At 43.8% G+C, this 24,808-nt stretch carries 16 protein-coding genes and 1 tRNA gene; 10 read left to right on the top strand and 7 right to left on the bottom strand.

Annotated features, from left to right (window positions below; genetic code table 11):
• Positions 1-180 precede the first annotated feature (180 nt).
• On the bottom strand, positions 181-531 hold the full coding sequence (gene rplS, locus D7D25_RS13290) for a 50S ribosomal protein L19 (RefSeq protein ID WP_122969435.1): 351 nt from the start codon (positions 529-531) through the stop codon (positions 181-183).
• Between the two features lie 209 nt (positions 532-740).
• On the opposite strand from rplS, the gene D7D25_RS13285 reads away from it, so the two are divergent.
• The 9 genes from D7D25_RS13285 (at position 741) to D7D25_RS13240 (ending at position 17,062) form a co-directional block, all read left to right on the top strand.
• Entirely contained in the window at positions 741-1,493 is a 753-nt protein-coding gene (locus D7D25_RS13285; RefSeq protein WP_148038927.1) for a 5'-nucleotidase C-terminal domain-containing protein, read from the top strand.
• A gap of 59 nt (positions 1,494-1,552) precedes the next feature.
• Positions 1,553-2,386, top strand: a complete 834-nt coding sequence (locus D7D25_RS13280; protein ID WP_122969433.1) for a bifunctional UDP-sugar hydrolase/5'-nucleotidase — start codon at positions 1,553-1,555, stop codon at positions 2,384-2,386.
• A gap of 270 nt (positions 2,387-2,656) precedes the next feature.
• The gene (locus D7D25_RS13270) at positions 2,657-5,629 is read left to right on the top strand and encodes a glycoside hydrolase family 3 N-terminal domain-containing protein (RefSeq protein ID WP_122969431.1); all 2,973 of its coding nucleotides are present in this window, start codon (positions 2,657-2,659) and stop codon (positions 5,627-5,629) included.
• Positions 5,630-5,640: 11 nt separating this feature from the next.
• Positions 5,641-6,696: a 3-dehydroquinate synthase gene (gene aroB / locus D7D25_RS13265; RefSeq protein WP_122969430.1), complete on the top strand. Its 1,056-nt coding sequence runs from the start codon at positions 5,641-5,643 to the stop codon at positions 6,694-6,696.
• 665 nt (positions 6,697-7,361) lie between these two features.
• Positions 7,362-7,883, top strand: a complete 522-nt coding sequence (locus D7D25_RS13260; RefSeq protein ID WP_122969429.1) for an RNA polymerase sigma factor — start codon at positions 7,362-7,364, stop codon at positions 7,881-7,883.
• Positions 7,884-7,947: 64 nt separating this feature from the next.
• A complete protein-coding gene (locus D7D25_RS13255; protein ID WP_122969428.1) occupies positions 7,948-9,114 on the top strand; it encodes a FecR family protein in 1,167 nt (388 codons plus the stop codon).
• Between the two features lie 371 nt (positions 9,115-9,485).
• A complete protein-coding gene (locus tag D7D25_RS13250) occupies positions 9,486-12,782 on the top strand; it encodes a TonB-dependent receptor (RefSeq protein ID WP_255417306.1) in 3,297 nt (1,098 codons plus the stop codon).
• 282 nt (positions 12,783-13,064) lie between these two features.
• Positions 13,065-14,549: a RagB/SusD family nutrient uptake outer membrane protein gene (locus D7D25_RS13245; RefSeq protein ID WP_122969427.1), complete on the top strand. Its 1,485-nt coding sequence runs from the start codon at positions 13,065-13,067 to the stop codon at positions 14,547-14,549.
• Between the two features lie 224 nt (positions 14,550-14,773).
• The gene (locus tag D7D25_RS13240; RefSeq protein WP_122969426.1) at positions 14,774-17,062 is read left to right on the top strand and encodes a GH92 family glycosyl hydrolase; all 2,289 of its coding nucleotides are present in this window, start codon (positions 14,774-14,776) and stop codon (positions 17,060-17,062) included.
• A 22-nt stretch (positions 17,063-17,084) separates the two neighbouring features.
• On the opposite strand, the gene fic is transcribed toward D7D25_RS13240, so the two are convergent.
• The 4 genes from fic to D7D25_RS13220 form a co-directional block, all read right to left on the bottom strand.
• Positions 17,085-17,969: a protein adenylyltransferase Fic gene (fic, locus tag D7D25_RS13235; RefSeq protein ID WP_122969425.1), complete on the bottom strand. Its 885-nt coding sequence runs from the start codon at positions 17,967-17,969 to the stop codon at positions 17,085-17,087.
• Positions 17,970-18,110: 141 nt separating this feature from the next.
• Positions 18,111-19,205 (bottom strand): glycosyltransferase family protein, encoded by a 1,095-nt coding sequence (locus D7D25_RS13230; protein WP_122969424.1) that lies wholly within the window; start codon positions 19,203-19,205, stop codon positions 18,111-18,113.
• Positions 19,206-19,285: 80 nt separating this feature from the next.
• Positions 19,286-20,626 carry a dihydroorotase gene (locus D7D25_RS13225; protein ID WP_122969423.1) on the bottom strand — a complete coding sequence of 447 codons (1,341 nt, stop codon included), beginning with the start codon at positions 20,624-20,626 and terminating at the stop codon, positions 19,286-19,288.
• Positions 20,623-21,393: a polyprenol monophosphomannose synthase gene (locus tag D7D25_RS13220; RefSeq protein WP_122969422.1), complete on the bottom strand. Its 771-nt coding sequence runs from the start codon at positions 21,391-21,393 to the stop codon at positions 20,623-20,625. The genes D7D25_RS13225 and D7D25_RS13220 overlap by 4 nt, the downstream gene beginning before the upstream one ends.
• Positions 21,394-21,511: 118 nt before the next feature.
• Here D7D25_RS13220 and D7D25_RS13215 point away from each other — a divergent pair.
• Positions 21,512-21,584 (top strand) — tRNA-Met (locus tag D7D25_RS13215).
• Positions 21,585-21,682: 98 nt separating this feature from the next.
• Here D7D25_RS13215 and D7D25_RS13210 read toward each other — a convergent pair.
• Both D7D25_RS13210 and D7D25_RS13205 read right to left on the bottom strand, forming a co-directional pair.
• Positions 21,683-22,285: a trimeric intracellular cation channel family protein gene (locus D7D25_RS13210; protein ID WP_122969421.1), complete on the bottom strand. Its 603-nt coding sequence runs from the start codon at positions 22,283-22,285 to the stop codon at positions 21,683-21,685.
• A gap of 213 nt (positions 22,286-22,498) precedes the next feature.
• A complete protein-coding gene (locus D7D25_RS13205; RefSeq protein ID WP_255417308.1) occupies positions 22,499-24,793 on the bottom strand; it encodes a GH92 family glycosyl hydrolase in 2,295 nt (764 codons plus the stop codon).
• Positions 24,794-24,808: the final 15 nt, after the last annotated feature.

The following is a 24,808-nucleotide window of genomic DNA, read 5'->3' as shown; positions in this document are numbered from 1 at the left end:
TTCGTGGGGATGCTTGGGCGCATGCCATGTTCTCAAAAAATAAGGAAATTCAGGGTGTCGGTAAAGAAAGAAATATGGCCTACCATTATTAAACAGCACAACACCCTGATAATTTGTCAGATGTAAAAACATAAAAAGCTCCGAAAAATCCGGAGCTCATATATCTTACACTGTGGTATATCAATATAGTTTTTTCTTGATACGGGCAGCTTTTCCACGCAGTTTGCGCAGGTAATACAATTTAGTTCTGCGTACTTTACCTTCGCTGTTAAGCACAATACTATCAATGAAGGGGGAGTTCATCGGGAAGATACGTTCCACACCGATATTATCAGACATCTTTCTTACGGTAAAACGCTTGGCGTCTCCGTGACCGACGATTTTGATCACCACTCCGCGATACTGCTGTATACGCTCTTTGTTCCCCTCAGCAATACGATAAGCCACTGTGATGGTGTCGCCGCTCTTGAATTTGGGAAATTCTTTTTTTTCTCCCGCGAAAGCCTCTTCCGCGATTTTTATTAAATCCATTTTTGTCAAGCTTTATGTTAATAATTAACCCTTTTGAACGCAATATAACGGCCTGTGGCCGACAGAGATTGCGCAAAGCGGATGCAAAGGTAGGAAATTTTCCATAATTTTCCGCACAAAACACAATTTAATGTTTATTTTTGATCTACGTCTTGACGCAGAAGGTAAAAAAATGTACTTTTGACCTGTTTTCTACAATTACATACAACATGCGACTAAAAACAATGTGGATTGCCTGCATGGCGATCTTGCTTCTTTCTTGTAATCAGCAATACCGGATCACTGAGATGTCCGGCACTATTGTCGAGATGAATTCTTCTTTCGACACATACCCTCACCGGCAGATGGAGGAGCTCGTGCAATCCTATAAAACAGAACTCGACCGGGAGATGAACGTGGCAATCGGCAGATCCGCGCAATTCATGGATTACAAGAGGCCTGAAAGCCTGCTGACCAACCTCACTTCGGATGTTATGAAATCATATGGAGATGAACATTTGCAGGGTGGAGCGGACATGGGAGTGATGAATGTCCACGGACACCGCGCGACCCTCCCCGCGGGAGAGGTGACCATAGGCAACTTTTACGAAATATACTCTTTCGACAATACCATCACCTTCCTGGAGCTGAAGGGAAGTGACCTGGAGAAGATGTTCGACGCCTATGCGCGCATAGGAGGGGCTGGCATCTCTTCGAACGTGAAACTGGTCATCGACAAGAGAAAAGTAAAGAGTGTGACCATCGACGGGCAACCCATTGACAGGAACAAAATTTACCACATCGTCACACTCGACTATCTGGCTGAGGGGAACGACAATATGGGCGCCTTCCGCGATGCTGTCAGCAGCGTCAACACTGGCATTACGTTGCGTGATGTGATGATCGACTGGATAAAGGAACAGACCCGCCGTGGAGAAGAGATCAAATCCCAACTCGATGGACGCATTGTCATTAAAAATTAAAATCGTCCATCCCCAGAAACCGAATTCTTTTTTAATTTTTCACTTTTCACTCTAAAAACATGCATTCAACAAACCGACTTGTCATATTCGCCCTCTCCCTGTTTCTTTCTTTTCAGGCATTCCCGCAAAAGAAGATTGTGATCCTTCACACCAACGACACCCACAGTCGAATAGACCCTCTGCCTGAGACTGACGGGACAGCTGCCGACAAAGGAGGAGTGGTGCGACGCGCCTCCTTTCTGGATAAAGTCAGGAAGGAGAATAAAAACGTGCTTCTCTTCGACGCGGGTGATTTCCTGCAAGGCACACCCTATTTCAACCTCTTCAAAGGAGAAGTGGAAGTGAAAGCAATGAACCTGATGAAGTATGATGCCGCCACGCTGGGTAACCATGAGTTCGATTACGGGATGGAAGTGCTCGAAGAGGTGGTACGTAAAGCCGATTTCCCCATTGTCTCCAGCAATTACGATTTTTCCCGGACAGCATTGGCAGGACTCGTCAAGCCCTATATTATCCTGAAAAAAGATGGCGTTCGTATAGGGGTCATCGGTATCTGCGTGCGTCCCCGGGGATTGATCGCCGCAGAGAATTATAAGGGAATGGAATTCCTTGATCCGGTGAAGACAGCCAACCAATTGGCCGAACAACTCCGGTCACAACATAAATGCGACATGGTGATTTGCCTCTCCCACCTGGGTTACCCGCAGGATCTCATATTAGCGGAATCAACCCGAAATATCGACCTGATCATTGGCGGGCACAGCCACACTTATATGAAAGAGCCGGAAATACGCAAAAACCTGGATGATAAGGAGGTAATGATTTACCAGACCAGCGGTCGAGGAATCTATGTAGGGAGAATAGATGTGAAATTGGAGAAAACAAAGCGGTGAAATGGTGAAATGGTGAAATGGTGGAAAGGTGGAAAGATGGAAAGATGGAAAAGTGGGAATCTAAAAGTGAAAGTAAATATTAGAGCAAAGAGCCAAGAGTCAAGAACCAAGAACCAAGAGCCAAGAACCAAGACTTTTAAATTTCTTCACTTTCCAGTTCCCGGTTCCAAGTTCCAAGTTCCAAGTTCTAAGTTCTAAGTTCCAAGTTCTAAGTTCCAAGTTCCAAGTTCCAAGTTCCAAGTTCAAGTAGAGAGCTTTATGAAGAGACCTATGAGGAAGAAGACAATTTTTTTATGCATTTCTATTATATATCCGGTGCTTTTGTCAGCGCAGGTGCCTACCAACCTGTATGAACAGACGGATAAAGGGGGAATGACCCGGTGGGTGGATTCGGTATATACGAAAATGACCCTCGACGAAAAGGTTGGGCAGCTTTTTATGCCCATAGTAGAACCCAATAGTGGTTGGAAGGATAGAATATCGGGGTATATCCGGAATCAGAAAGTGGGAGGATTACTCTTTTCAAAGGGAACATTGGCCCAGCAGGCCGATATCACTAATTATGCCCAACAACTTGCCGACATACCGCTTTTGATTTCCCTCGACGGTGAGTGGGGTTTGTCCATGCGATTGACTGACGCCCCGAAATATCCCAGGAATATGATCATCGGAGCCATACAGGATGAAGAGATAGTGAAACTCTATGGAAAGGAAATAGCACGCCAATGCAGAGAAATGGGTATTCATGTAAATTTCTCCCCTTCTCTCGACGTCCATACTAATCCTAAAAATCCCGTTATCGGTACCCGTTCCTACGGAGAAAATCCGCTCAATACGGCAAAGAAAGGAATTGCCTATGCAAAAGGATTGGAGGAAAACGGCGTGATGTCTGTAGCGAAACATTTCCCCGGTCATGGCGACACCTCTGAAGACTCTCACAAGACATTGCCGACTATCCCGCATAACCGCGGACGATTGGAACAGATAGAACTTTTTCCATTCCGTGAGTATATCCGTGCCGGATTGTCGGGAATGATGACAGGTCACCTGAACGTGCCGGCATTACAGACAAAAGGTATGCCCGCGTCGCTTTCCCCTGAAGTAGGCACGCACCTTCTCAAAAAGGAAATGGGGTTCACCGGACTCACTTTTACCGACGGTATGGCCATGAAGGGCGTCTCTGATCAACCCGAAGCAAGCATAAAAGCCCTGTTGGCCGGCAATGACATCATATTAGGAGTGGTGAACCAGGGAAAAGAGTTCGCATCGGTGAAAAAAGCAGTCGAAGAGGGTACGATTCCAACTTCACTCCTCGAAGAAAAAGTACGGAAAATACTGTCTTACAAATATATCCTGGGTGCAAACAAGTTTACACCTATCAATACTTCCACCATTCATAACAAAGTGAATGCCCCTTCCGCAGAATGGATACGGCGGAAGATTTATGACGGGGCTGTCACGCTTCTCAAAAATGAGAATGAGTTGATCCCGGTGAGGAAACTCGACCAGACAAAGATCGCCGCCGTCTCCATCGGTGCTCCTGCCGACAACACGTTCCACAAGTATCTGAAAAAATACGCCCCCCTAACCACTTTCAACGCTCAATCCACAGCAGCACTCTCCGAAATAAAAGCGTTGAAAGAGTATGACCTGATTATTATCTCCATCCACTCAAGCAATGCCGTTGACGCGGAAGCGTTACAACAACTGACAAAAAACCGGAAGACCATACTTGCATTTTTCACCTCTCCTTACAGGATAGATCATTTTCAAGCATCATTCAACAACACCACAGCAACCCTCATAGGCTACGATGCTGCTGATTTCGCGCAGATGAGTGTGGCCCAAGGTATTTTCGGAGGAATTGGTATCAGTGGTAAGCTTCCGGTATCGACTACTGCTATCAAGGAAGGCACAGGCCTTAACACAAAAAAGATACGCCTGGGCTATTCCATGCCCGAAGAGACAGGGTTGGCTTCGGAAAGATTCAGTGAGATAGAGAGTATCGCAATGGAAGGGATCAGACAGCGGGCCTATCCCGGATGTCAGATCCTGGTGGCAAAAGACGGGGTGGTGATCTATGAAAGGGAGTTCGGCAAATTCGATTACGGGGAAAGCCCTGACGTGACGGACGAAACAGTCTACGACCTGGCATCGGTTACCAAGGCAACCGCGACCCTCCCTGCTATCATGAAATTGTATGACGAGAAAAAAATACGCCTTCAGGATCCGCTCGGTAAATTCGTCTCGCAGACTAAGGGCAGCAACAAGGCGAATCTTACCATACGCTCACTGCTGTTGCATGAAACAGGGGTAAGTGCTTTTATCCCTTACTATGCCGCAGCTATTGACGAAAAGAGCTACTCCGGTTCCCTGTTCGGCAAGCAATCGGCAATCTATCATGTCCGTTATGCGGGAGCCTGGGGCCGTACTGACTATAAGTTCCTACCCGAACTGATCTCCACGCGTGAATCGGAGCAATTTCATCTTCCCGTCGCCAAAGGACTGTATGCAAGCAACGAGATGCGCGACAAACTGTTGAAAGAGGTCATCGATACTCCGTTGAGCCGGAAAGGGAGTTACCGATACAGCTGCCTTAATTTCATGCTTTTGAAGGAAGCGGTGGAGTCTGTGTCGGGAACCGATCTGGATACTTACGTGAAACAGAATTTCTACCATAAGCTGGGAGCATCTGCTACTTTCCAACCGTTAAAGCATATACCCATTGAAAGAATTCCTGCGACTGAAAATGATCCTTTTTTCCGCAAACAACACGTACGGGGGTACGTCCATGATGAAGGCGCCGCCCTTTTCGGCGGCATATCGGGTAATGCAGGTCTTTTTTCCAATGCCAACGACCTGGCCAAACTCTATCAGATGTGGCTTAACGGAGGCGAATATGGAGGAGAGCGTTATTTGAGTGAAGAGACGGTCAGGCTCTTTACCACGACGAAAAGCAGCATCAGCCGCCGCGGTTTGGGATTCGACAAACCCGATCCCACCAACAGCCGATACAGCCCGGCCAGCCCGGGAACCCCCATCGAAGTATATGGCCACACCGGCTTCACCGGCACCAGCTTCTGGGTCGACCCCACCCACAATATGATTTATATCTTTCTCTCCAATAGGGTAAATCCTTCAAGGAGTCCCAACCGCTTTTCTACTCTTAGCATCAGAGAGCGTATCCAGGAAGAGTTATATCACGCCTTGAAGACAATAAAAAGCCCGATAACAACCGATTAGAAATATAAGCTATGCAGCAAATCATCAAAAGCGACCATCTTGTAACCGATGTGGAAAAAGCCATTCAAAACATCAGGCACGACAAACTGTTTATTCTCACGGATGAAAATACGCATACGCGTTGTTTTCCCCTGCTTGCGGGCATACCATTCATGCGCGATGCCAAAGAAATTGTAATCCCTGCCGGCGATACCAACAAAACCATTGAAAACCTCACCAGGGTATGGCAACTCCTCACTGAAAACGGTGCGACACGCCATTCATTACTGGTAAATCTGGGAGGAGGCATGGTCACCGATTTGGGAGGATTTGCAGCAGCGACCTTTAAGCGGGGCATCAGCTATATCAATATCCCCACCACGCTGCTCGGAGCCGTGGACGCAGCCGTGGGCGGGAAGACCGGTATCAATTTCGAAGGATATAAAAATGAGATAGGCTCCTTTTATCCCTCCGAGGCTGTGATCATCTCGTCCGATTTTTTCCATACACTTGGTCACCCCGACATTTTATCGGGATACGCGGAGATGATCAAGCATGCGTTGATCCACTCAACGGCGGAATGGGAAGAGGTGCTTGCTTATCCTTTCCATGAGGCGGATTTTTCAAAGCTGAATGAGCTCGTTTTCCGGTCGGTGAATATCAAGCAAGGTGTGGTGGATAAAGATCCGTACGAAAAAAATATCCGCAAAGCATTGAATTTCGGCCACACCACAGCCCATGCCTTTGAGAGTTTTGCCATGAACCGCGAGAAGCCTGTGCCGCATGGTTATGCCGTGGCCTGGGGGATGATTGTGGAACTCTGGCTCTCATACAGGCTCTGTGGTTTCCCCAAAGAAAAATTACAAAAGAGCGTCCGTTTCATTCAGGAGCACTACGGCGCATTCCCCATCTCCTGCGACGATTATGAGGCATTGTACGAAATAGCCCGGCACGACAAAAAAAATATAGGCGACACCATCCATTTCACACTGTTGAGCGATATAGGGGATGTGCGTATCGACCGCACAACGAACAAGGAATTGCTTTTCGAAGCGCTCGACTTCTACAGGGATTCGGCGGGATTGTAATGATCCCTGATTTTAATTTAAGAAACTGTTTTGAATTTTACGAATAATTATTTTACGCTTATTTTTCGACTCTTTCATCTTGTTTTTTGCCCTTTTTCGCGCCTTTGAACTTTCATTTCTTTTAAGTGGCCCGCCACATTTCAATCAATGAAAATCCAAATCCATCAAAAAATGGCTAAAAAACAATGGATGAAAAAATTCAAAACAGCTTCTAAATTATCAAACAATGAGGGCTGGATTTATTCAAAAACGATGATGTAATCTGGAAAAGAACTAGCGGGGAATGAAACCCTAATAGATCACATAAGAAAAGTCAAAATTTTGGCCGGATAATCATTTACCGCTCCGGACATTTTGAAACGAACATGCTACATTGTTCCAAGCCTCTGGAACACCCCACCACCTAAAAAACGTTAAATTTAATTTTAAAATAACACTTTTCACTTCTACCCGTGTTTCCTTTTACATATCTTTTGCGGAAAGTATCTATGAAACGAGCACTAGAATTGTTCGTTCACAAAAACATGATCAAAGCGAGCTCCATACGATACCTTTGAGAATAAATATTTTAGTCATATGAAACGAGCATGATAATTGTTCTCACACAAGAACACGATTAAAAGCGAGTTCCATACGATACCTTTAAAATAAATAATTTTAATCGTATGAAAAACGAAGAGAACAAGTTGATAAAAAAATTAAAGACCGGTGATGAAGAAGCCTTTAAGAAGATCTTCTATCGCTATAGCGACAGGCTTTTCGTCTGGGCATACAACATAACCGGCGACTCCCCGGCATCGGCCGATATCGTACAGGATTTTTTTATCCGTTGCTGGGAAAAGAGGGATATACTACCTGACAAATGTTCTTTTAAAGCCTACGCTTATAAATCCGTTTTCAACGCGTCATTGAATTACCTCAGGGATAATAAACGTTTCGTGTACGGTTATGAAATCACAATAGATCTGATTGACGACGATGTGCACGACGAAGATATTGAAGAATTGAAAAGGTTACTCCTGAAAGCCATTGACGAATTACCGGACAGATGCAAAAAAATATTTGTGATGACAACCCTGGAAAAGAAGAAATACGTCGAGGTGGCCGATTTGTTGGGCATCTCCGTCAATACTGTTAAAGTGCAGGTATCCAAGGCTTATCGGATTTTAAAAGAAAAAATAGGATAAAGATTCGGGATGTAAATAATACTTTTTAAAAATCGTTGTGTTATAGGGTAAACAAGCAAGCAATATGTTGAAGATAGAAAAAAACGTCATTGATAAATGGAAACTGTTATTAAAGGTATTAAGTGAAGAGATACCTGAAGATGACAGACATTTTCAACATTGGCTTAATGAAGATACAGAAAACAGAAAGCTTTACCGATCATTAAAAGAAGGAAGAGAAAATGACGAACTATTTGATAAGGATAAGGTTTTCAATACTATTTCCGGTAAGCTCTGCCTGAATATCGAGAGGAAAACGCCCTTATATCAAAAAAAAGGGTTTAAATACGCTGTTTCTTCTGCCGCAGTCATCGCGCTATTTATTATGGCACTAAATTATTTCAGCTTTCAGGAAGACAGGCTCCCCAAAAAAGTGGAAAAAAATATTTTTGATCCTGGGTCTAAAAAAGCATATCTTCTCTCAATGCAAGGTGAAAAGATCGACCTGTCCGAATCTTTTGAAGTGAGAAAAGAGGATGGCACCATTATTTCAAATAATAGCGAAGGGGTTATAAGTTTCCAAAAGACAACACCTTTTAAAAAGAGAATAGAACACCAAACAATATATGTACCTAAATGCGGTGAATATGAACTGATATTGTCAGATGGATCTAAAGTCTTTCTTAATTCAGAGTCGCAATTGACATTTCCCTCTTATTTTGAAGGGGACACCCGCCACGTGGAGTTGTCGGGCGAAGCTTATTTTGAAGTCAAAAAAGACGGGAAACCATTTATTATACAGACTCCGGATCTTACTATCGAAGTGATGGGAACCTCGTTCAATATCAACGCATACCAGACAAATCCGTATGTCAATGCCACCTTAGTGGAAGGCAGCATCCGTATCCGTTTGCCTGAAAACCAGGAACCCTTTTTGCTACAACCCGCGCACAATTTCCGGCTGGATAAATCATCCGACGAAATATCCGTCCGGCAGGTAAATACGGATATTTACACAGCCTGGGTAAAAGGAGAGTTCGTGTTCAGGAACCAGCCCTTAACCGAAATATTTGCCCAATTGGAAAGATGGTATGACTTCAGGATCATCTATGAAAGCCCGGAGATAGGGAAAATGCGGTTTACCGGAAGCGCCGAGAAAGCAAGGCCGCTTAATTATCTGCTGGATCAGATACAGGCGGTTACAGATATCCAATACAAATCTGAAGGAGATAAAATAATCCTGTACAAATAAGATAAAAGACTGTCCGATCTTAGGCCTTTCGGGCAGTGTGGTGCATTAAAAAAACTGTTACCTTTTTAAAATTATCAATCAACAATTCATTTAAAGCGCTCAAATGTATGAAACCGACATATTTAAAATAATCATTCAACATCCGAAGGAAAGGATTATTTTAAATATCAAAGGTTCCATACACCCACAAGAAAAAATTAATTAATCGTATGAAAAAAAAGAGACTTAAACAAAAATTCCCCCTGCGGGAATTAAAAAAACTATTTTGTATCATGAAACTGGTTTTTTTCTTTTTGCTGTTGAGTTCCAATTTAGTGTGGGCCGGACAGACCTACGCCCAGATTACATCGTTGGATCTGGATCTCAGGAATGTGGAACTGGAAGAGGTCTTCGATGCTATCCGCCGGCAAAGCGAATTTGAATTCTTCTATAACAACGATCAGGTAAACACATCGGTGAAAGTGAGTGTCAAAGCAAAAAATGCAGACATTAAAACTGTGTTGGAGCAAGCGCTTCCCGCTATCTATGAATACAAGATCAACGACCGGTATATCCTGATCAATAAACGGAAGGAAATGGCCCCGGCTCGATCGCTTCAACCTCAACAACAGACAAAGAAGACAATTACGGGAAAAGTTACCGATGTGCAAGGAGAGCCGATTATCGGTGCCAATATTGTGGAACAAAGCACAACCAATGGTACCGTAACCGATGTAGATGGAAACTTTTCGTTAAGTGTGGAAGAAGATGCCACCCTTCGTATTTCGTATATCGGGTACGTAACACAAGATGTCTCCTCTGTAGGCAAAACAACCATAAATATTGTATTACAGGAGGATATGGAATCTCTTGAGGAATTAGTTGTCATTGGGTATGGTATTGTAAGAAAAAAGGATTTAACAGGTTCGGTGGCACAATTGGGCAATAAATCATTTAAAGATTTGAGAGTCTCTCATCCAACTGAAGCGATGGCTGGAAAATTAGCCGGAGTACAGATACAGCAAGTAGGGGGACAGCCTGGTCAATCCGCCACCATAAGAGTTAGGGGTTCCGGTTCAATCACCGCATCCAGCGCGCCTCTGTATGTAGTTGACGGGTATCCGCTTGGAGAACAAAATTTAAATATGGTAAATCCCAATGACATCGAATCAATCGAAGTCTTAAAAGATGCATCCGCAGCGGCAATTTATGGTTCACGGGCAGCAAATGGAGTTGTTCTCGTCACCACAAAATCAGGAAAACAGGGTCGTACAAACGTATCACTCGATATGTATTGGGGGATGCAGGATGTAACAAAAAAACTGGACTTGATGGATGCCCAAGAATTTATTGAATTTAGCCGTGAAGCATTCAACAATCACTATCTTGATGATTTCCCCAATGCCTCAATTAATGATCCGGTGGGGAGTCGTCCTTCCGGATATCGTTATAGATATCCTGCTTTCTATGACGATGCCTCGTATGTTGCTTCATTAGGAGCGGGGACTGATTGGCAAGATGAAATATTCAGAACATCACCTGTCCAGAATTATCAACTCTCCGTATCCGGAGGAAGTGAAAAATCAAAATTCTTATTTTCACTTGGGTATTTTGATCAGGAAGGTATTATTATCAATAGTAATTACAAACGGTACTCGGCAAGGGCAAAAATTGACAGTGAATTAAATAACTGGCTGAAAGTGGGTATTAATGTGGCGCCCTCATATAATAATGCAAATAAGACAACACAAGGACATTGGGCCAGTGATGGAGTTGTGAATGCCGCCTTGGCGACAAGCCCCGCCGTACCCGTGAGAAATGAAGACGGGAGTTGGGCATCACAAGCGATGTATGCAGTAGCAAGTGACGGATTGACCGGAGTACCAAACGCCGTTGCATTAACGCACATACGTAATTATAATACAAATTTAAGTTTATTTACAAACGGATATGTCGAAATTAGTCCCTTGAAAAATTTACAAATCAAATCAACAATCGGGACAGATATCAGGGAATACAGGAATGAATACTTTAGGCCATCCACTATTCCCGACAATGGTAATATAGCCCCATTGCCTTCTACCAAAAGGAGTGCCACTGAAACTTCATACGAGACCCTCAACTGGTTGAACGAAAACACAATCACCTATTTCGGCAACTGGGATAAACATGAAGTTGATGCCCTTGCTGGAATCACCGCCCAGAAAAATCTATACAGATACACACAGGCAAACGGTTCTGATTTCCCTAACGATAAGATTCAGACGATTAATAATGCTACAGTAAAAAGTAGCACCTCATCCCGTGCTTCCTGGACATTACTCTCTTATTTAGCCCGCGCAAATTATCGGTATGATAATAAATACTATTTCACCGCGTCAATTCGTGCTGATGGTTCTTCCAGATTTGGAAGTAACAACAGATATGGATATTTCCCTTCCGCATCAGTTGCATGGAGAATTTCTCAGGAGAATTTCATGAAAGATGCAAGTTGGTTGACAGATTTGAAAATACGCGCGAGTTATGGTACTACCGGTAACAATAATATTGGAGATTATGCAGCGATAGGTATAATGCAAAACTCAAATTATGTTTTGGGAACAGGGACGGGAAATATTGTGAATGGAGCTTCAAAAAGAAGTTTCTCAAATCTTGATTTGACATGGGAAAAGACCCGTCAAACAGATATCGGAATAGATGTATCGACTTTCAATAACCGGTTGTCTTTATTTGTCGACTATTACAACCGGTTAACCACAGATTTGCTGATGAATGTTGATATCCCCACCATTACAGGATTCAGCAATGCAATGCAAAACATCGGTAAAATGAGAAATAGAGGGGTTGAAATCACTGTCACAGGAATTCCTTTCAATTCCAGAGACTTCACATGGGATATTTCTGGAAATTTATCTATTAACAGAAACAAAGTATTAGCCTTAGGTCCGACAGGAGATCCTGTCTTTGGCGATGGAGGCGCAGGAACTACTCATATTACCATGATTGGCAAACCTATTGGTGCTTTTTACGGATACAGGATGATTGGTATTTTCATGACTGAGGAAGAGTTGGATAAATATCCTCATTTTTCGAATACACGGGTGGGAGATGTCAAATTTGAGGATGTGAATGAAGATGGCGAAATGAATGCCGATGACAGAACAATCCTGGGCAATAATATGCCTGATTTCACTTGGGGATTAATAAATAGCTTCTCTTTTGGTAATTTCGATGCAAGTTTCTCATTACAAGGCGTGGTAGGAAATGAGGTGTTACACTTAGGACGGCGTTTTTATACTCAGGGTGAGGGAAATCAAAATCAGTTGCGGGAAATGCTTAATCGCTGGCAATCCGTGAGCAATCCTGGTAATGGATTAATTCCCAGGGCCAATTCACAGCCAACCGGTCAAAATAATGCCATTTCCTCCCGCTGGGTTGAAGATGGAAGTTTCCTTAGATTAAATAACCTTTCTTTTGGTTATACTCTTCCTTCTTTAGTTACAAAAAAATATCATTTACAGCACACGAGAATATATATTGCAGCACAAAATCTTTTTACCATAACCAATTATAGCGGTTATAATCCTGAAACAAGTTTTAGGGAAGATAATGTGACAGCTCCGGGAACTGATTACGGTATGTATCCATTATACCGCACTTACATGCTTGGAATTAATTTAACATTCTAAAAGTTCATGGAATATGAAACCGACATGTTTACAAGAATCATTACACATCCCAAGGGAATGAGTATTTCCGATAAGTTCAATGAGCAAAGGACAAACTTGTTTGGACTATGCCATAGCGAGGAATTGAAAATCGAGGAGCGAAGGCGACTCAATTGAAAATCGAGGAGCGAAGGCGACTCAATTGAAAATCGAGGAGCGAAGGCGACTCAAATATCTAACTTTAGTGAATATTTTGCACATCAAAGGTTCCATATACCGAAATAAAACAATAAAATAATTCATATGAAACTAAAATATACTATTCTAAACTTTGTCCTGACAATTTTCTTGTTGTGGTCTTGCAGTGATTTTTTAGAATTGAATCCTTTAACAGATTTAAGTGAAAATGATTTCTATAAGACCGCCGATGATATAACATCCGCAGTAAATGGGATTTATTCCGGATTACAAGAATCGGATATTTATGGTAATTGGTACGTGTTTGCTGAAATTCCTTCTGACAACACACGCAACCAACTTTCCGGTTCAGTTACTAGTCAAAATGAATTCGATCAGTTCTATATTGACACCCAAAATAGTTATATAAGCAGTTTTTGGGCTGCAGCCTACAATGTGATCAACAGGGCCAATACGGTACTGGGAAGAATTGATGGTATTGATATGAATGAAGCACTTGCAACACAATATAAGTTAGAGTGTAAATTTATTCGTTCATTGATGTATTTCAATCTTGTTCGTGTGTATGGAGATGTCCCACTTGTACTAAAAGAAATAACCATTAGTGAAGCCTATGATTATTCAAGGGATTTGAAAGAGAATATTTATAATCAAATAATTGCAGACTTAAAAGAAGCGGCACAAAATCTTTCCGATTCTTATCCTCCGGAAGAAAGCGGACGTGCCACAAAAGGTGCGGCCAAAGCTCTTTTAGGAGAGATTTACCTGACTTTACACCGATATGAAGAAGCAGAGTTAGTTTTGGGTGAAGTGATAAATAGTGGCATCTATGCCCTTTTGGAAAATACAGCCGGCAGCCTGAATATCGACGGATACAAAAGTGTTTTTAGTCCTGTAAATCATAACAGCAGAGAAGGTGTGTTTGAGATACAATATCTGAAAGGAGGATACGGTGAAGGTTCAAACTTTGCCAATAATTTTGCTCCTGAGAACTCCGGGACGAATGTTGTTGCAGTAGGAAGTACCGGAGGAAATAATATCCCGGAAATGGATATTTATAATGCTTTTGAGGAAGGTGATTTGCGTCGCGATTTTTCAATGGCTTTAGGGTATTATGATAACCGCAAGGACGGTGAGTGGGTAGACTCCCGTTATATCAGCAAATTCATGGATGTCCCTTATCAGAATAACGATGCAAGCAACAATTATCCTGTAATACGATATTCTGATGTGGTATTAATGTATGCAGAAGCTCTTAATATGAATGGAAAAACCGCCCAGGCGTGCAATTATCTGAATATGACCAGAAGACGCGGATTTGGTTACCAGACGACAGAATCTAGTCCTGTAGATTTATATACGGCCAGCAAGGAAGAATTCATTTTGTTGATTGAACAAGAACGCCGGGTGGAATTAGCTTTTGAGAACCATCGCTGGTTCGACTTAATCCGGACTGGTCGGGCTGTTGAAGTAATGAAGAGTAAAGGTTTTTCCTTAAATGAAACAAATCTTATTTGCCCAATTCCTCAAAAACAGATTGATGTAAATCCTAAGTTAACTCAAAATGATTATAGAATAGAACCTAAATAATAGTATTTTTTTATTAGTCATATCCGCCATATTTTCTATCTTCACCAAATAATACGGCAGAAATTGCCAATAATTAACTATATTGGCAATTTCTCCTGAATAGAATTGATCATAAATTCATTATAATTAAATGAAACCGAAATGTTTACAAGAATCATTACACACCCCAAGGGAATGAATATTTTGCAAATCAAAAATTCCATATGCCGAAATAAAATAATCACATGAAAATAAGAATCTTATTTATAGCAATCTTTTATTTATCCATTTCACAGTTTTCAAATTCTCAACAATTTGAAAATTATGTAAATCCGCTTATCGGAACAGATGCAAGAGTTGTAGAGGGAAAAGATAAAAATTCTACCGAGGAACGAGGGCAGGTAACTCCTGCGGTGGGAGTTCCTCACGCAATGACAAACTGGGTTGCTCAAACGCAGGCAACGGAACAGAAATGCCATCCACCCTATTATTATTTTCAATCCCATTTCCAGGGCTTCAGAGCCAGTCACTGGATGAATGGATCTTGTACCCAGGATTATGGAAGCGTAACCATTATGCCCCTGAATAATATTCTTGAACTTGATCCGGCCGCACGAGCATCGGCTTTCTCACATGAAGATGAAACTGCTACTCCCTCGTATTATTCTGTAGAGCTGAAAGATTATAATATTAAAGCAGAAATCACAGGATTATCGCGTTCCGGAATTATGCAATTTGACTTCAGGCAAGAAGGAAACCATTATATTGTTATTGAACCCAACAGTGATGAGGGATTAGCTTATATCAAAATAAATCCTGAGAAAAAAGAAATTATAGGATATAACCCGGTTCACAGGATATATCAGGGATATGGTATGCCCGCTGGTTTTTCGGGTCACTTTGTAATCCAGTTGAATGATGATATTGAAGAGTTCGGAATATGGGAGGGGAAAAATAGTCATAAAGGAAAAAGGGAAGCCAAGGGAGATGATTATCCTATTGGAGCATGGATTAAGCTCTCCACCTCAAAATCAAAAAAAATCGGAGTAAAGATCGGAACATCTTTTACCAATATTGAAAATGCGAGAAAAAATCTCCAGGCTGAAATTCCGCATTGGGATTTTAATAGTGTCAGGCAGCAATCTTCAGATATTTGGAATAAAACATTAGGGAAAATTGAAATAGAAAGCAACATTCACGAGAATAAAATAAAATTTTACACCGCTTTATATGAAACTCATTTTCTTCCACGCGTATTTAGTGATGTCGATGGGACTTACCCGAAATTTGATGGCGCAGAATCGATTTTGACGATAGAAGATGGGGAGTATTATTGCGATTTTTCACAATGGGACACTTATCGTGCCGTACATCCATTATTTTCCCTCCTTCATCCAACCCGTAACGGACACATGGCCAATTCTCTTGTTCTGAAAGCCAAGCAAGGCGGATGGCTGCCTATCTTTCCGTCATGGAATAGCTATACAGCCGCCATGATTGGTGATCATTGCATTTCTATGATTGGTGATGCCATCATAAAAGACACACCCGGATTTGATTATGAAGAAGCATATGAGGTTATGCGCAAAAATGCTTTTGACATTAATACAGATTCAACAAGTTACCGCGATGGAAAAGGCAGACGGGCAATGGAATCCTATCTGAAACATAATTACATACCCCTGGAAGATCCGGTAAAAGACGCATTCCATAAACAAGAACAGGTATCAAGAACATTGGAATATGCTTATGATGACTTTGTCTTATCACAAGTGGCTAAAAAATTAAATAAGGCAAATGATTACACTCAACTTAAAGAAAGGGCGCTTAATTACAAAAATGTAATTGATCCTGAAACAGGATATGCCCGCGGTCGCCATAGTGACGGACGTTGGATCGAACCTTTCAACCCTTTTGCCTTCGCCCCGTTTATCTGTGAAGGAACACCCTATCATTACACATGGTATGTACCGCAGGATGTGGCAGGTCTTATAGACCATATAGGAGGAAAAAAACGATTTACAAACCAACTCGACAAATTTTTCGAAGGTGGTCATTATTGGCATGGAAATGAGCCCGGACATCATATTGCTTATCTTTATGCATATGTGCAGGAACCTTGGAAAACTCAAAAATGGATCCACGAAATCATTGAAAATGAATATCTTATAAGTCCAGATGGATTATCCGGTAATGAAGATGCCGGACAGATGTCCGCATGGCTGGTATTTAGTATGCTGGGGTTTTATCCTGTTTGTCCGGGAACGCCTTATTATGTAATAGGAAGTCCGTCGTTTGAAAAAAGTTCAATAACGATGGAGGATGGTAAGAAGTTTATCATTCAGGCGGATAATTTCAATAAGGAAAATATTTACATTCAATCTGCCACATTCAATGGAGAGCCTTATAATAAAAGTTATATTCACCACAATGATATTATCCGTGGTGGCAAACTAATCTTTGAAATGGGAAATACACCTAACAAACAATGGGCCTCTTCGGATGATTCTATTCCCCCTTCACTCAACTTTTAAAGTTTGAAAAAGGACACTTTAATCATTCATTTTCCTCGTAATAATACGAGTAGTCTATGCCTTTCATAAACATTTCGCGACTGTTTATTTCATCCGTAAGGGCATTGCGAAGTAATTCTTTTAACTGGACGCTGTTTGTGGAACTTTTAACCATAGCGTTCAGGTAATCTTTTTTGCTGATTTTACTCCAATCCACGCGTCGTTCCAATCGTTTTTTAAGAATCAAATCCAACCAAATTCGGGTACTGCGTCCGTTGCCTTCCATAAACGGATGCGCAAGGTTCATCTCAATGTATTTATCTACAATTTCCTCGAAATTGTTTTCGGGCATCTGCTCAATTTGTCTCAACGTGTTGCCTAAAAAGTGCGCCACGGCAAATTGAAAACCGCCTTTCGAAATATTCTTTTGTCTTATCTGTCCGGCAAAGTCGTAAAGTCCGCCGAAAAGGTAGGCGTGGATTTGTTGTAGGCTTTTGGTTGTGCCGATTTCTTCATTAGCAATCAAGTTATTTTCAAAAAAGGAATATGCTTTTTTCTTGCTTTGTCCGTCAATGCTATTATCGCTATACGTGAACCAATCAAGAAATTCTACTGCTTTGGTGTTTGGGAAATGCTTCGCCAATGCAATAACCCCTTCACTATCAAGAGTGTCGGCTGAACGTTTCTTCCCATCTCGTGCCGTGAATTTGAAACTGTGAGTGGCACTCACAAGTTGATTTTGTTCTTTGATAAATTTGCGCTTCAACCAGCGCCAATAATTACTTGCCTTTGTATAGTCTTCTTGACCGTAAAGTACAGCAACTATATCTACAACATTAAACCACCATTTGTTGTTTTCCTCGTCCCAAACGGCACGAACTTCGCAGTCGTTGAAAAAACGGATGGATATTTTGCTGTTATTGCTCATTGTTTAATTCTTGCTTTGAATGATGACCCATTTACCTAATTCAGCATGAAAAAGAGATTAGTGACCTGAAGGAAGAAAATAAAATACTAAGGGATCAGCTACAAGTGGAAAGCAGTATCAAACAAACCCATACAAATTGAATTAATCTTTGTTCTTGGGGTCTGCAATCTCGCGGATAAACCGCTCTTCTGCCTGGTGAACCCATTCCCTGAAATGCTCATCGGGTGCATAGTGGGGTATAAATTCGATCAACTTGCTCAATTTGAACTTCTTGGCCGAAACACCCACACCCGAGAGGCTCGCGTCGTAGGCGTTGAACTCCTGCTCCACATGAACGGGCACCATAAGGGCGGGTTTCCGGTAATAAAGCGCTTCGCATAGAGATTCAAACCCCGAGGTGGTAGCATATCCCATACAGCCGGCCATACTTTGCAAAAAACTCTTGTCGTTCAACTTATGCAACGAGAAGTTATCGTCGACAAGCGTCACCTCTTCCGCATCTTTCTTATCCCAAAAAAAACGCAAAGGAATGGCGGGATGTTGTGTGTGCCACTCCAACAGCTCGTCGAAGTAACCGGCATTCAGCATATAACCGTGAATATAATCACCTTTGGCAGGTTCCACTTCAAATACCTCGGACCGCAATAAAGGAGGAACGGTGACAATCCTATTCTTTTTCGAGCCCGGCATATCCCTGAAAGAGAGAGCCAAAATCTTAGATGCCCGTGTAGAAGTGATTTTGGAAAGCATTCGAAGAAAATAGAATTTCACGTCCTGTTCGGCAGTCGTCTTATAATGGGGATTGAGCAAGACATACTGGTGCGCGATGGTAATCATCTCTATTCCCATTCTCTTGTCGAAACGGTAGACACCATACGCCATACCGGTGATCATCTCATAGAAATTGATCACCCTATCGGGTTTCAACTCCTCAATTTTGTGTTTGATAAATTGCAGGCTGTCCTTGAAGACAAACGGGCGGGAGATATTATTCGCCATGCTGACCAGGATATTGGGACGTTTCTGCTTATAGAAGGAGGTGAAACTGGGACTATCAAACTCAAAGAGGGGCGCTCCGATCTTGTCGATGAAGAAAGCGGGGATTTGCCTGGAATCACTTTTCCCGATCAGCACGGCAACCACCTCGTGGCCATGCTTACGAAGTACGGCAGCCAGGGAAAGTGCCTGTGTAAAATGGCCTCTCCCCTCACCCTGCACAGTAAACAGAAACCTCACTCGTCAAGATTTTTAAATAGGAACTTCAGTACAAAAATAGTGAAAGCCGGGAGAAAAGACAAACTTGTTTGAATGTTTTCTCACTTGTCGAATTCAAGCGCTTTTCCAAACAGACCTTCGGTCACAACCCCGTTCCGGTAAACAATATTGCCGTTGACAAAAGTGGCATGGATGGAACAACCAAAGGTCTCACCTTCAAAAGGCGACCAGCCGCATTTGTAGAAAAGGGTTTCCGGAGTGACGGTATATGGCGTGGAAGGATCTATCAGTACAAGGTCAGCATAATAACCTTCTCTGATATAACCTCTTTTGTGCACCTGAAAGAGTTGCGCCGGCGCATGACACATCTTTTCCGCCACCAGCTCCTTGGTATAGAGTCCTTTTCTCGCCAGCTCAAGCATCACCTGAAGCGAATGTTGCACCAGCGGCCCTCCTGAGGCCGCCTGCAACGCCCCACCCTCTTTCTCGCTCAACAAGTGGGGCGCATGATCGGTAGCCACCACATCGAGCTTACCGGTTTTCAATCCTTCCCGCAAGGCATCCCTGTCTTCCGCTGTCTTTATGGCAGGATTCCACTTGATCCGTGTCCCCAGCCTTTCATAATCACCATCGGAAAACCAGAGATGATGCACGCATGCTTCCGCCGTGATCTTCTTCTCTCCCAACGGTTTCGTATCAAAAAGGCTCAGTTCGCGGGCAGTGGAGAGATGCAGCACATGCAGCTTTGCACCATATTTGTCAGCCAGTTCCACGGCATGTGCCGACGATTGATAACATGCTTCCGCACTGCGGATCAGCGGATGATATTTGACGGGAATAAACTCTCCGTGCTCTTTTTTATAAGTATCGATATTTTTCCGGATGATCTCTTCTTTCTCACAATGGGTAGCGATCAGCGTATCGACTTCGGCAAAGATCCGTTGGAGGGCTTTATCGTTATCAACCAGCATATTTCCGGTGGAAGAACCCATAAAGACTTTCACTCCGCAAATCTTTTTAAGATCCGCTTTTCTCAGTTCCGCCATATTATCATTGGTAGCTCCCAGGTAAAATGAGAAATTGGCGACCGATTTTCGGGCAGCCAGCTCCATCTTTTGGCAAAGGGCGTCCCATGTGACCGTCTGCGGATGGGTATTGGGCATTTCCATATAGGAGGTCACTCCTCCCGCCACCGCCGCGCGGCTTTCCGTGTGAATATCTCCTTTATGGGTCAATCCCGGGTCCCGGAAATGCACCTGGTCGTCGATCACACCCGGCATCAGCCACAAACCGCGGGCATCGATCACCTCGCGACAAGCATTCAATACCGCTTCCGGCACTTCTTCCCTGAAAACACGGGAAATACGATCACCTTCCAGAAGCAGGGATCCGGGAAAGCTGCTTCCCTCATTGATTATGGTAGCTTTGTGGATAAGAATCATGATGTGTGGGCCATTCGTTCGGGATGGGGTTTTATTTTCCCGGTAATTTTACGCCAGCGCAGATCGATCACACCGAAAAATGCCTCGCCGAAAATGCTCGAATTCATTTTTGAGGCACCGAGCCTCCTGTTCACAAAGATCACCGACACCTCTTTGATCCTGAATCCGAGCACATGTGCCGTATATTTCATTTCAATCTGAAACGCATATCCTTTGAACTTGACACGGTCAAGATCAATGGTTTCCAATACTTTTCTCCGGTAACAGACAAAACCGGCAGTCGTATCTTTCACATTCAGCCGGGTAACAAAACGCACGTATTTGGATGCAAAGAAAGACATCAGCACACGCCCCATCGGCCAGTTCACCACGTTCACGCCGGTGCAGTACCTTGATCCGACGGAAACATCGTATCCTTCGTCGTGACAGGCGGAGTATAACTTGGGAAGATCTTCGGGATTGTGTGAAAAATCGGCATCCATCTCAAAGATATAACTGTAAGCACGAGCCAACGCCCACTTAAATCCATGAATATAAGCCGTACCCAAGCCGAGTTTTCCTTTTCTTTCCTCAATGAACAGGCGGCCGCTGAACTCCTCCGATATTAAATCGTGGACGATGGAAGCCGTTCCGTCGGGCGATCCGTCATCAATTACCAGAATATGAAAATCCTTCCCCAGGGCGAAGACCGCCCTGATGATGTTCTCGATATTCTCTTTCTCATTGTAGGTAGGTATAAGTACTATACTATCTGCACTATCTGACATAAAGGGGAAATTTTTTCAAAAGTACGATTTTTCGGCCACAAATAAAAAAGTTCGGGGAATATTTTGTTTTCTGAATAAAAAGATTTACCTTTGCAGTCCAATTAAGAAAAAAACAGATCGCGGAGTGGAGCAGTTGGTAGCTCGTTGGGCTCATAACCCAAAGGTCACAGGTTCGAGTCCTGTCTCCGCAACAATCAAATAGATGCCGGCTTTCGCGACAGAGAGCCGGCTTTTTTTGTAGGCTTATTTGTGTCCATACGGGTCGAGCCGTTAGTGGTCCTGACACTTCCTATAGTTTCACCACGGGCAATGACCAATGCAAACGTACGGCAAAAAGGCGAATGGTAATAATGGATATAATGGTGGCCAAATAGACGATATCCTGGGTGAATCCGATGTATTGAACCAGAAAAAACACACCTCCACCGATAATACAGGGAGTAGCATATATCTCTTTCTTAAAGATAATAGGCACCTCGTTACAAAGTGTATCCCTGATCACCCCACCAAAACAGGCTGTCACCGTACCCAAGAGGATACATACTACGGGGTGCAATCCGATTAACAACCCTTTTTGTATCCCGATAAGCGTAAAAATACCGATCCCCATTGTGTCAAACAGTAAAAGGGATGTCCGAAGTTTATTCAAACTCTTCCGGAAAAAGACCGTGACAATAATGGTAGCGATCACGATGTAGAGATATTCAAGATGCAGCAACCACATTACCGGAGTATTCCCGATAAGCATATCTCTCAATGTTCCGCCACCTATAGCCGTCACGGCCGCGATAATAGCAATCCCGAAAATATCGAACCGTTTCTCTATGGCGGTAAGCGCTCCTGAAATGGCAAAAGCTATCGTGCCGATTATATCCAATACTGAAAACAACATTTGTGATCCCGATTTGATTCTTAAATTTATCTCTCCTGCCGCAATCCAACAACACCCGCTGTTATTGTCCGTAACCTTGTGACAATCGGGCCGCCGCGAAAATAAGGAAAAAAGTTGATATGGCTGGTTTTATGGTGAAGACCCTCTTCACATGCAAAAAGCGCCACCGAAAAAAATCCGGCGACACTTTTTCCATTTGATAGCTGACATAACTCACTCCTTTTCGTTAGAAAACGAATAGGGAAAATCGGACTCATTGATGCCGCGTGTTTTATTGGGTGTGGCGGACATGGAGAAATCGATTTTGGCTCCGTTCATCAACTGGCCATGCGTAAAGTAGTTCTTGGAATACTCCTTTCCGTTGATGGTGATGCCGGAAACATACCTTGTTTCCTTGCCGTTATCCGTCGCATTGATCTCGATGGTATTCCCGTTTTCCAGATGAACGGTCATCTTGCTGAACAACGGGGAGCCGATCACATACTGGTCGGTACCGGGACAAACCGGGTAAAATCCGAGAGCGGAGAAGAGATACCACGCTGAGGTTTGCCCATTGTCCTCGTCCCCGCAGTAACCGTCAGGATGAGGGCTATAGAGCTTATCCATCACCTCCCGCGCCCAATACTGGGCTTTCCAGGGTTCTCCGGCATAATTATAAAGATAGATCATGTGCTGGATGGGTTGATTGCCGTGCGCATACTGTCCCATATTCATCACCTGCATCTCACGGATCTCATGGATCACTCCCCCATAGTAGCTGTCATCGAAAACAGGAGGCGTCACAAACACGGAATCGAGCATATTCACAAACTCCTTCTTGCCACCCATCAGGTCGATCAATCCCTGCGGGTCGTGGAAGACCGACCATGTGTAGTGCCAGCTATTCCCTTCCGTAAAGGCGTCTCCCCATTTCGTGGGAGTGAAAGGGGACTGGAACGAGCCGTCTTTATTGCGTCCGCGCATCAGCTTATGCTCCGGCGAATAAAGGTTCCGGTAGTTCCGGCTCCGTTGGGCAAACCGGTCGATCTCCTCCCGCGGGCGGTTCAGCGCCTTGGCCAGCTTATAAATGGCCCAGTCGGCATAGGCATACTCCAGCGTACGCGCGGCATTTTCGTGGATATTCACATCATAGGGAACATAGCCTAACGTATTGTAATACTCATGGCCTAAACGCCCTGTGGAGGAAACCTGGGGATGTACATTCTCGGCACCGTGCAGCATCGCCTCGTAAAGCGTCTCGATATCGTATCCGCGCAAACCCTTTAAATAGGCGTCAGCCACTACCGACGCCGAATTGTTGCCGATCATGACTCCGCGATGACCGGGACTTGCCCACTCCGGCAGGAATCCGCTCTCCTTGTACGCATTCACCAACCCCTCCTGCATCTCCACGTTCACCGACGGGTAGACCAGGTTCAGGAACGGGAAAAGGGCACGGAAGGTATCCCAGAATCCGGTATCGGTATACATATATCCGGGAAGGACTTCCCCGTTGTAGGGGCTGTAATGGATGATATTTCCCGCCGCATCGATCTCGTAGAACTTGCGGGGGAACAGCGTGGAGCGGTAAAAGGTGGAATAGAACGTGCGTCTCTGGTCGAGGTCGCCACCCTCTATCTCTATCTTGCCGAGCACCTCATTCCATGCCTCACGTCCTTCCTGCTTCACTGTTTCAAAATCTTTTTCGGCCACCTCTCCCAGGTTCTGCCAGGCCTGCTCGTGACTGATAAAGGAAGATGCCACTTTTGCAATTACCTTTTCCTCTTTTCGGGTGGCAAAGCCGATAAAGGCAGCGGCATGATTGGCTTCGGCCTTATCGCCCTGCTGCTGGATCTCGCCGTCTTTCACCACATGTTTGTATTGGAACGGTTTATCGAACACGATCACAAAATAATTCTTGAAGTTTTCCGGCACGCCTCCGCTGTTGCGTGTTGTATAACCGATGATGGCATTCTTTTCAGCCAGGATCTCCACTGCCGATCCCTTGTCGAATGCGTCGACCAGCACATAGGCTTTTTCCGTTTCGGGAAACGTGAAACGGAAAACGGCAGCCCGTTCGGTCGGTGTAATCTCCGCGGTGACGTCATAATCGGCAAGATAAACGCCATAGTAATAAGGCTTTGCCTCTTCCGCCTTGTGCGAATACCAGCTGGCCCGCTTTTCCTGGTCGAACTCCATCCTGCCGGTCATCGGGAAGATGGAGAACTGCCCGTAGTCGTTCATCCACGGGCTGGGCTGGTGCGTTTGCTTGAATCCGTTCAGCTTATAGTCGGTATATACATATTGCCAGCCATCGCCCATCTTGCGGGTCTGGGGGGTCCAGAAGTTCATCCCCCAGGGGACCGCTATGGCCGGGTAGGTATTCCCGTGAGACAGGGGAAACTCGGACATGGTTCCCATCAGGATATTCACGTAATCCACCGGCGTGTTCTCTGATTGTGTCGCGGCCTTTCCCGCGTACCCCGCATACAGCGACAATACAGCCGCAATGACAAATAATTTTCTTATCATTCCTTTTTATTG

Origin of the sequence: Proteiniphilum sp. X52 (genome assembly GCF_003712195.1) — a bacterium.
Classification (GTDB): domain Bacteria; phylum Bacteroidota; class Bacteroidia; order Bacteroidales; family Dysgonomonadaceae; genus Proteiniphilum.
The sequence above is the reverse complement of the archived record's forward strand: the minus strand, read 5'-3'. Positions and strand labels throughout refer to the sequence as shown.

Coding starts and splice junctions, on each gene's coding strand:
- rplS (WP_122969435.1), bottom strand. CDS start 531: ATGGATTTAATAAAAATCGCGGAAGAGGCTTTCGCGGGAGAAAAAAAA.
- D7D25_RS13285 (WP_148038927.1), top strand. CDS start 741: ATGCGACTAAAAACAATGTGGATTGCCTGCATGGCGATCTTGCTTCTT.
- D7D25_RS13280 (WP_122969433.1), top strand. CDS start 1,553: ATGCATTCAACAAACCGACTTGTCATATTCGCCCTCTCCCTGTTTCTT.
- D7D25_RS13270 (WP_122969431.1), top strand. CDS start 2,657: ATGAGGAAGAAGACAATTTTTTTATGCATTTCTATTATATATCCGGTG.
- aroB (WP_122969430.1), top strand. CDS start 5,641: ATGCAGCAAATCATCAAAAGCGACCATCTTGTAACCGATGTGGAAAAA.
- D7D25_RS13260 (WP_122969429.1), top strand. CDS start 7,362: ATGAAAAACGAAGAGAACAAGTTGATAAAAAAATTAAAGACCGGTGAT.
- D7D25_RS13255 (WP_122969428.1), top strand. CDS start 7,948: ATGTTGAAGATAGAAAAAAACGTCATTGATAAATGGAAACTGTTATTA.
- D7D25_RS13245 (WP_122969427.1), top strand. CDS start 13,065: ATGAAACTAAAATATACTATTCTAAACTTTGTCCTGACAATTTTCTTG.
- D7D25_RS13240 (WP_122969426.1), top strand. CDS start 14,774: ATGAAAATAAGAATCTTATTTATAGCAATCTTTTATTTATCCATTTCA.
- fic (WP_122969425.1), bottom strand. CDS start 17,969: ATGAGCAATAACAGCAAAATATCCATCCGTTTTTTCAACGACTGCGAA.
- D7D25_RS13225 (WP_122969423.1), bottom strand. CDS start 20,626: ATGATTCTTATCCACAAAGCTACCATAATCAATGAGGGAAGCAGCTTT.
- D7D25_RS13220 (WP_122969422.1), bottom strand. CDS start 21,393: ATGTCAGATAGTGCAGATAGTATAGTACTTATACCTACCTACAATGAG.
- D7D25_RS13210 (WP_122969421.1), bottom strand. CDS start 22,285: ATGTTGTTTTCAGTATTGGATATAATCGGCACGATAGCTTTTGCCATT.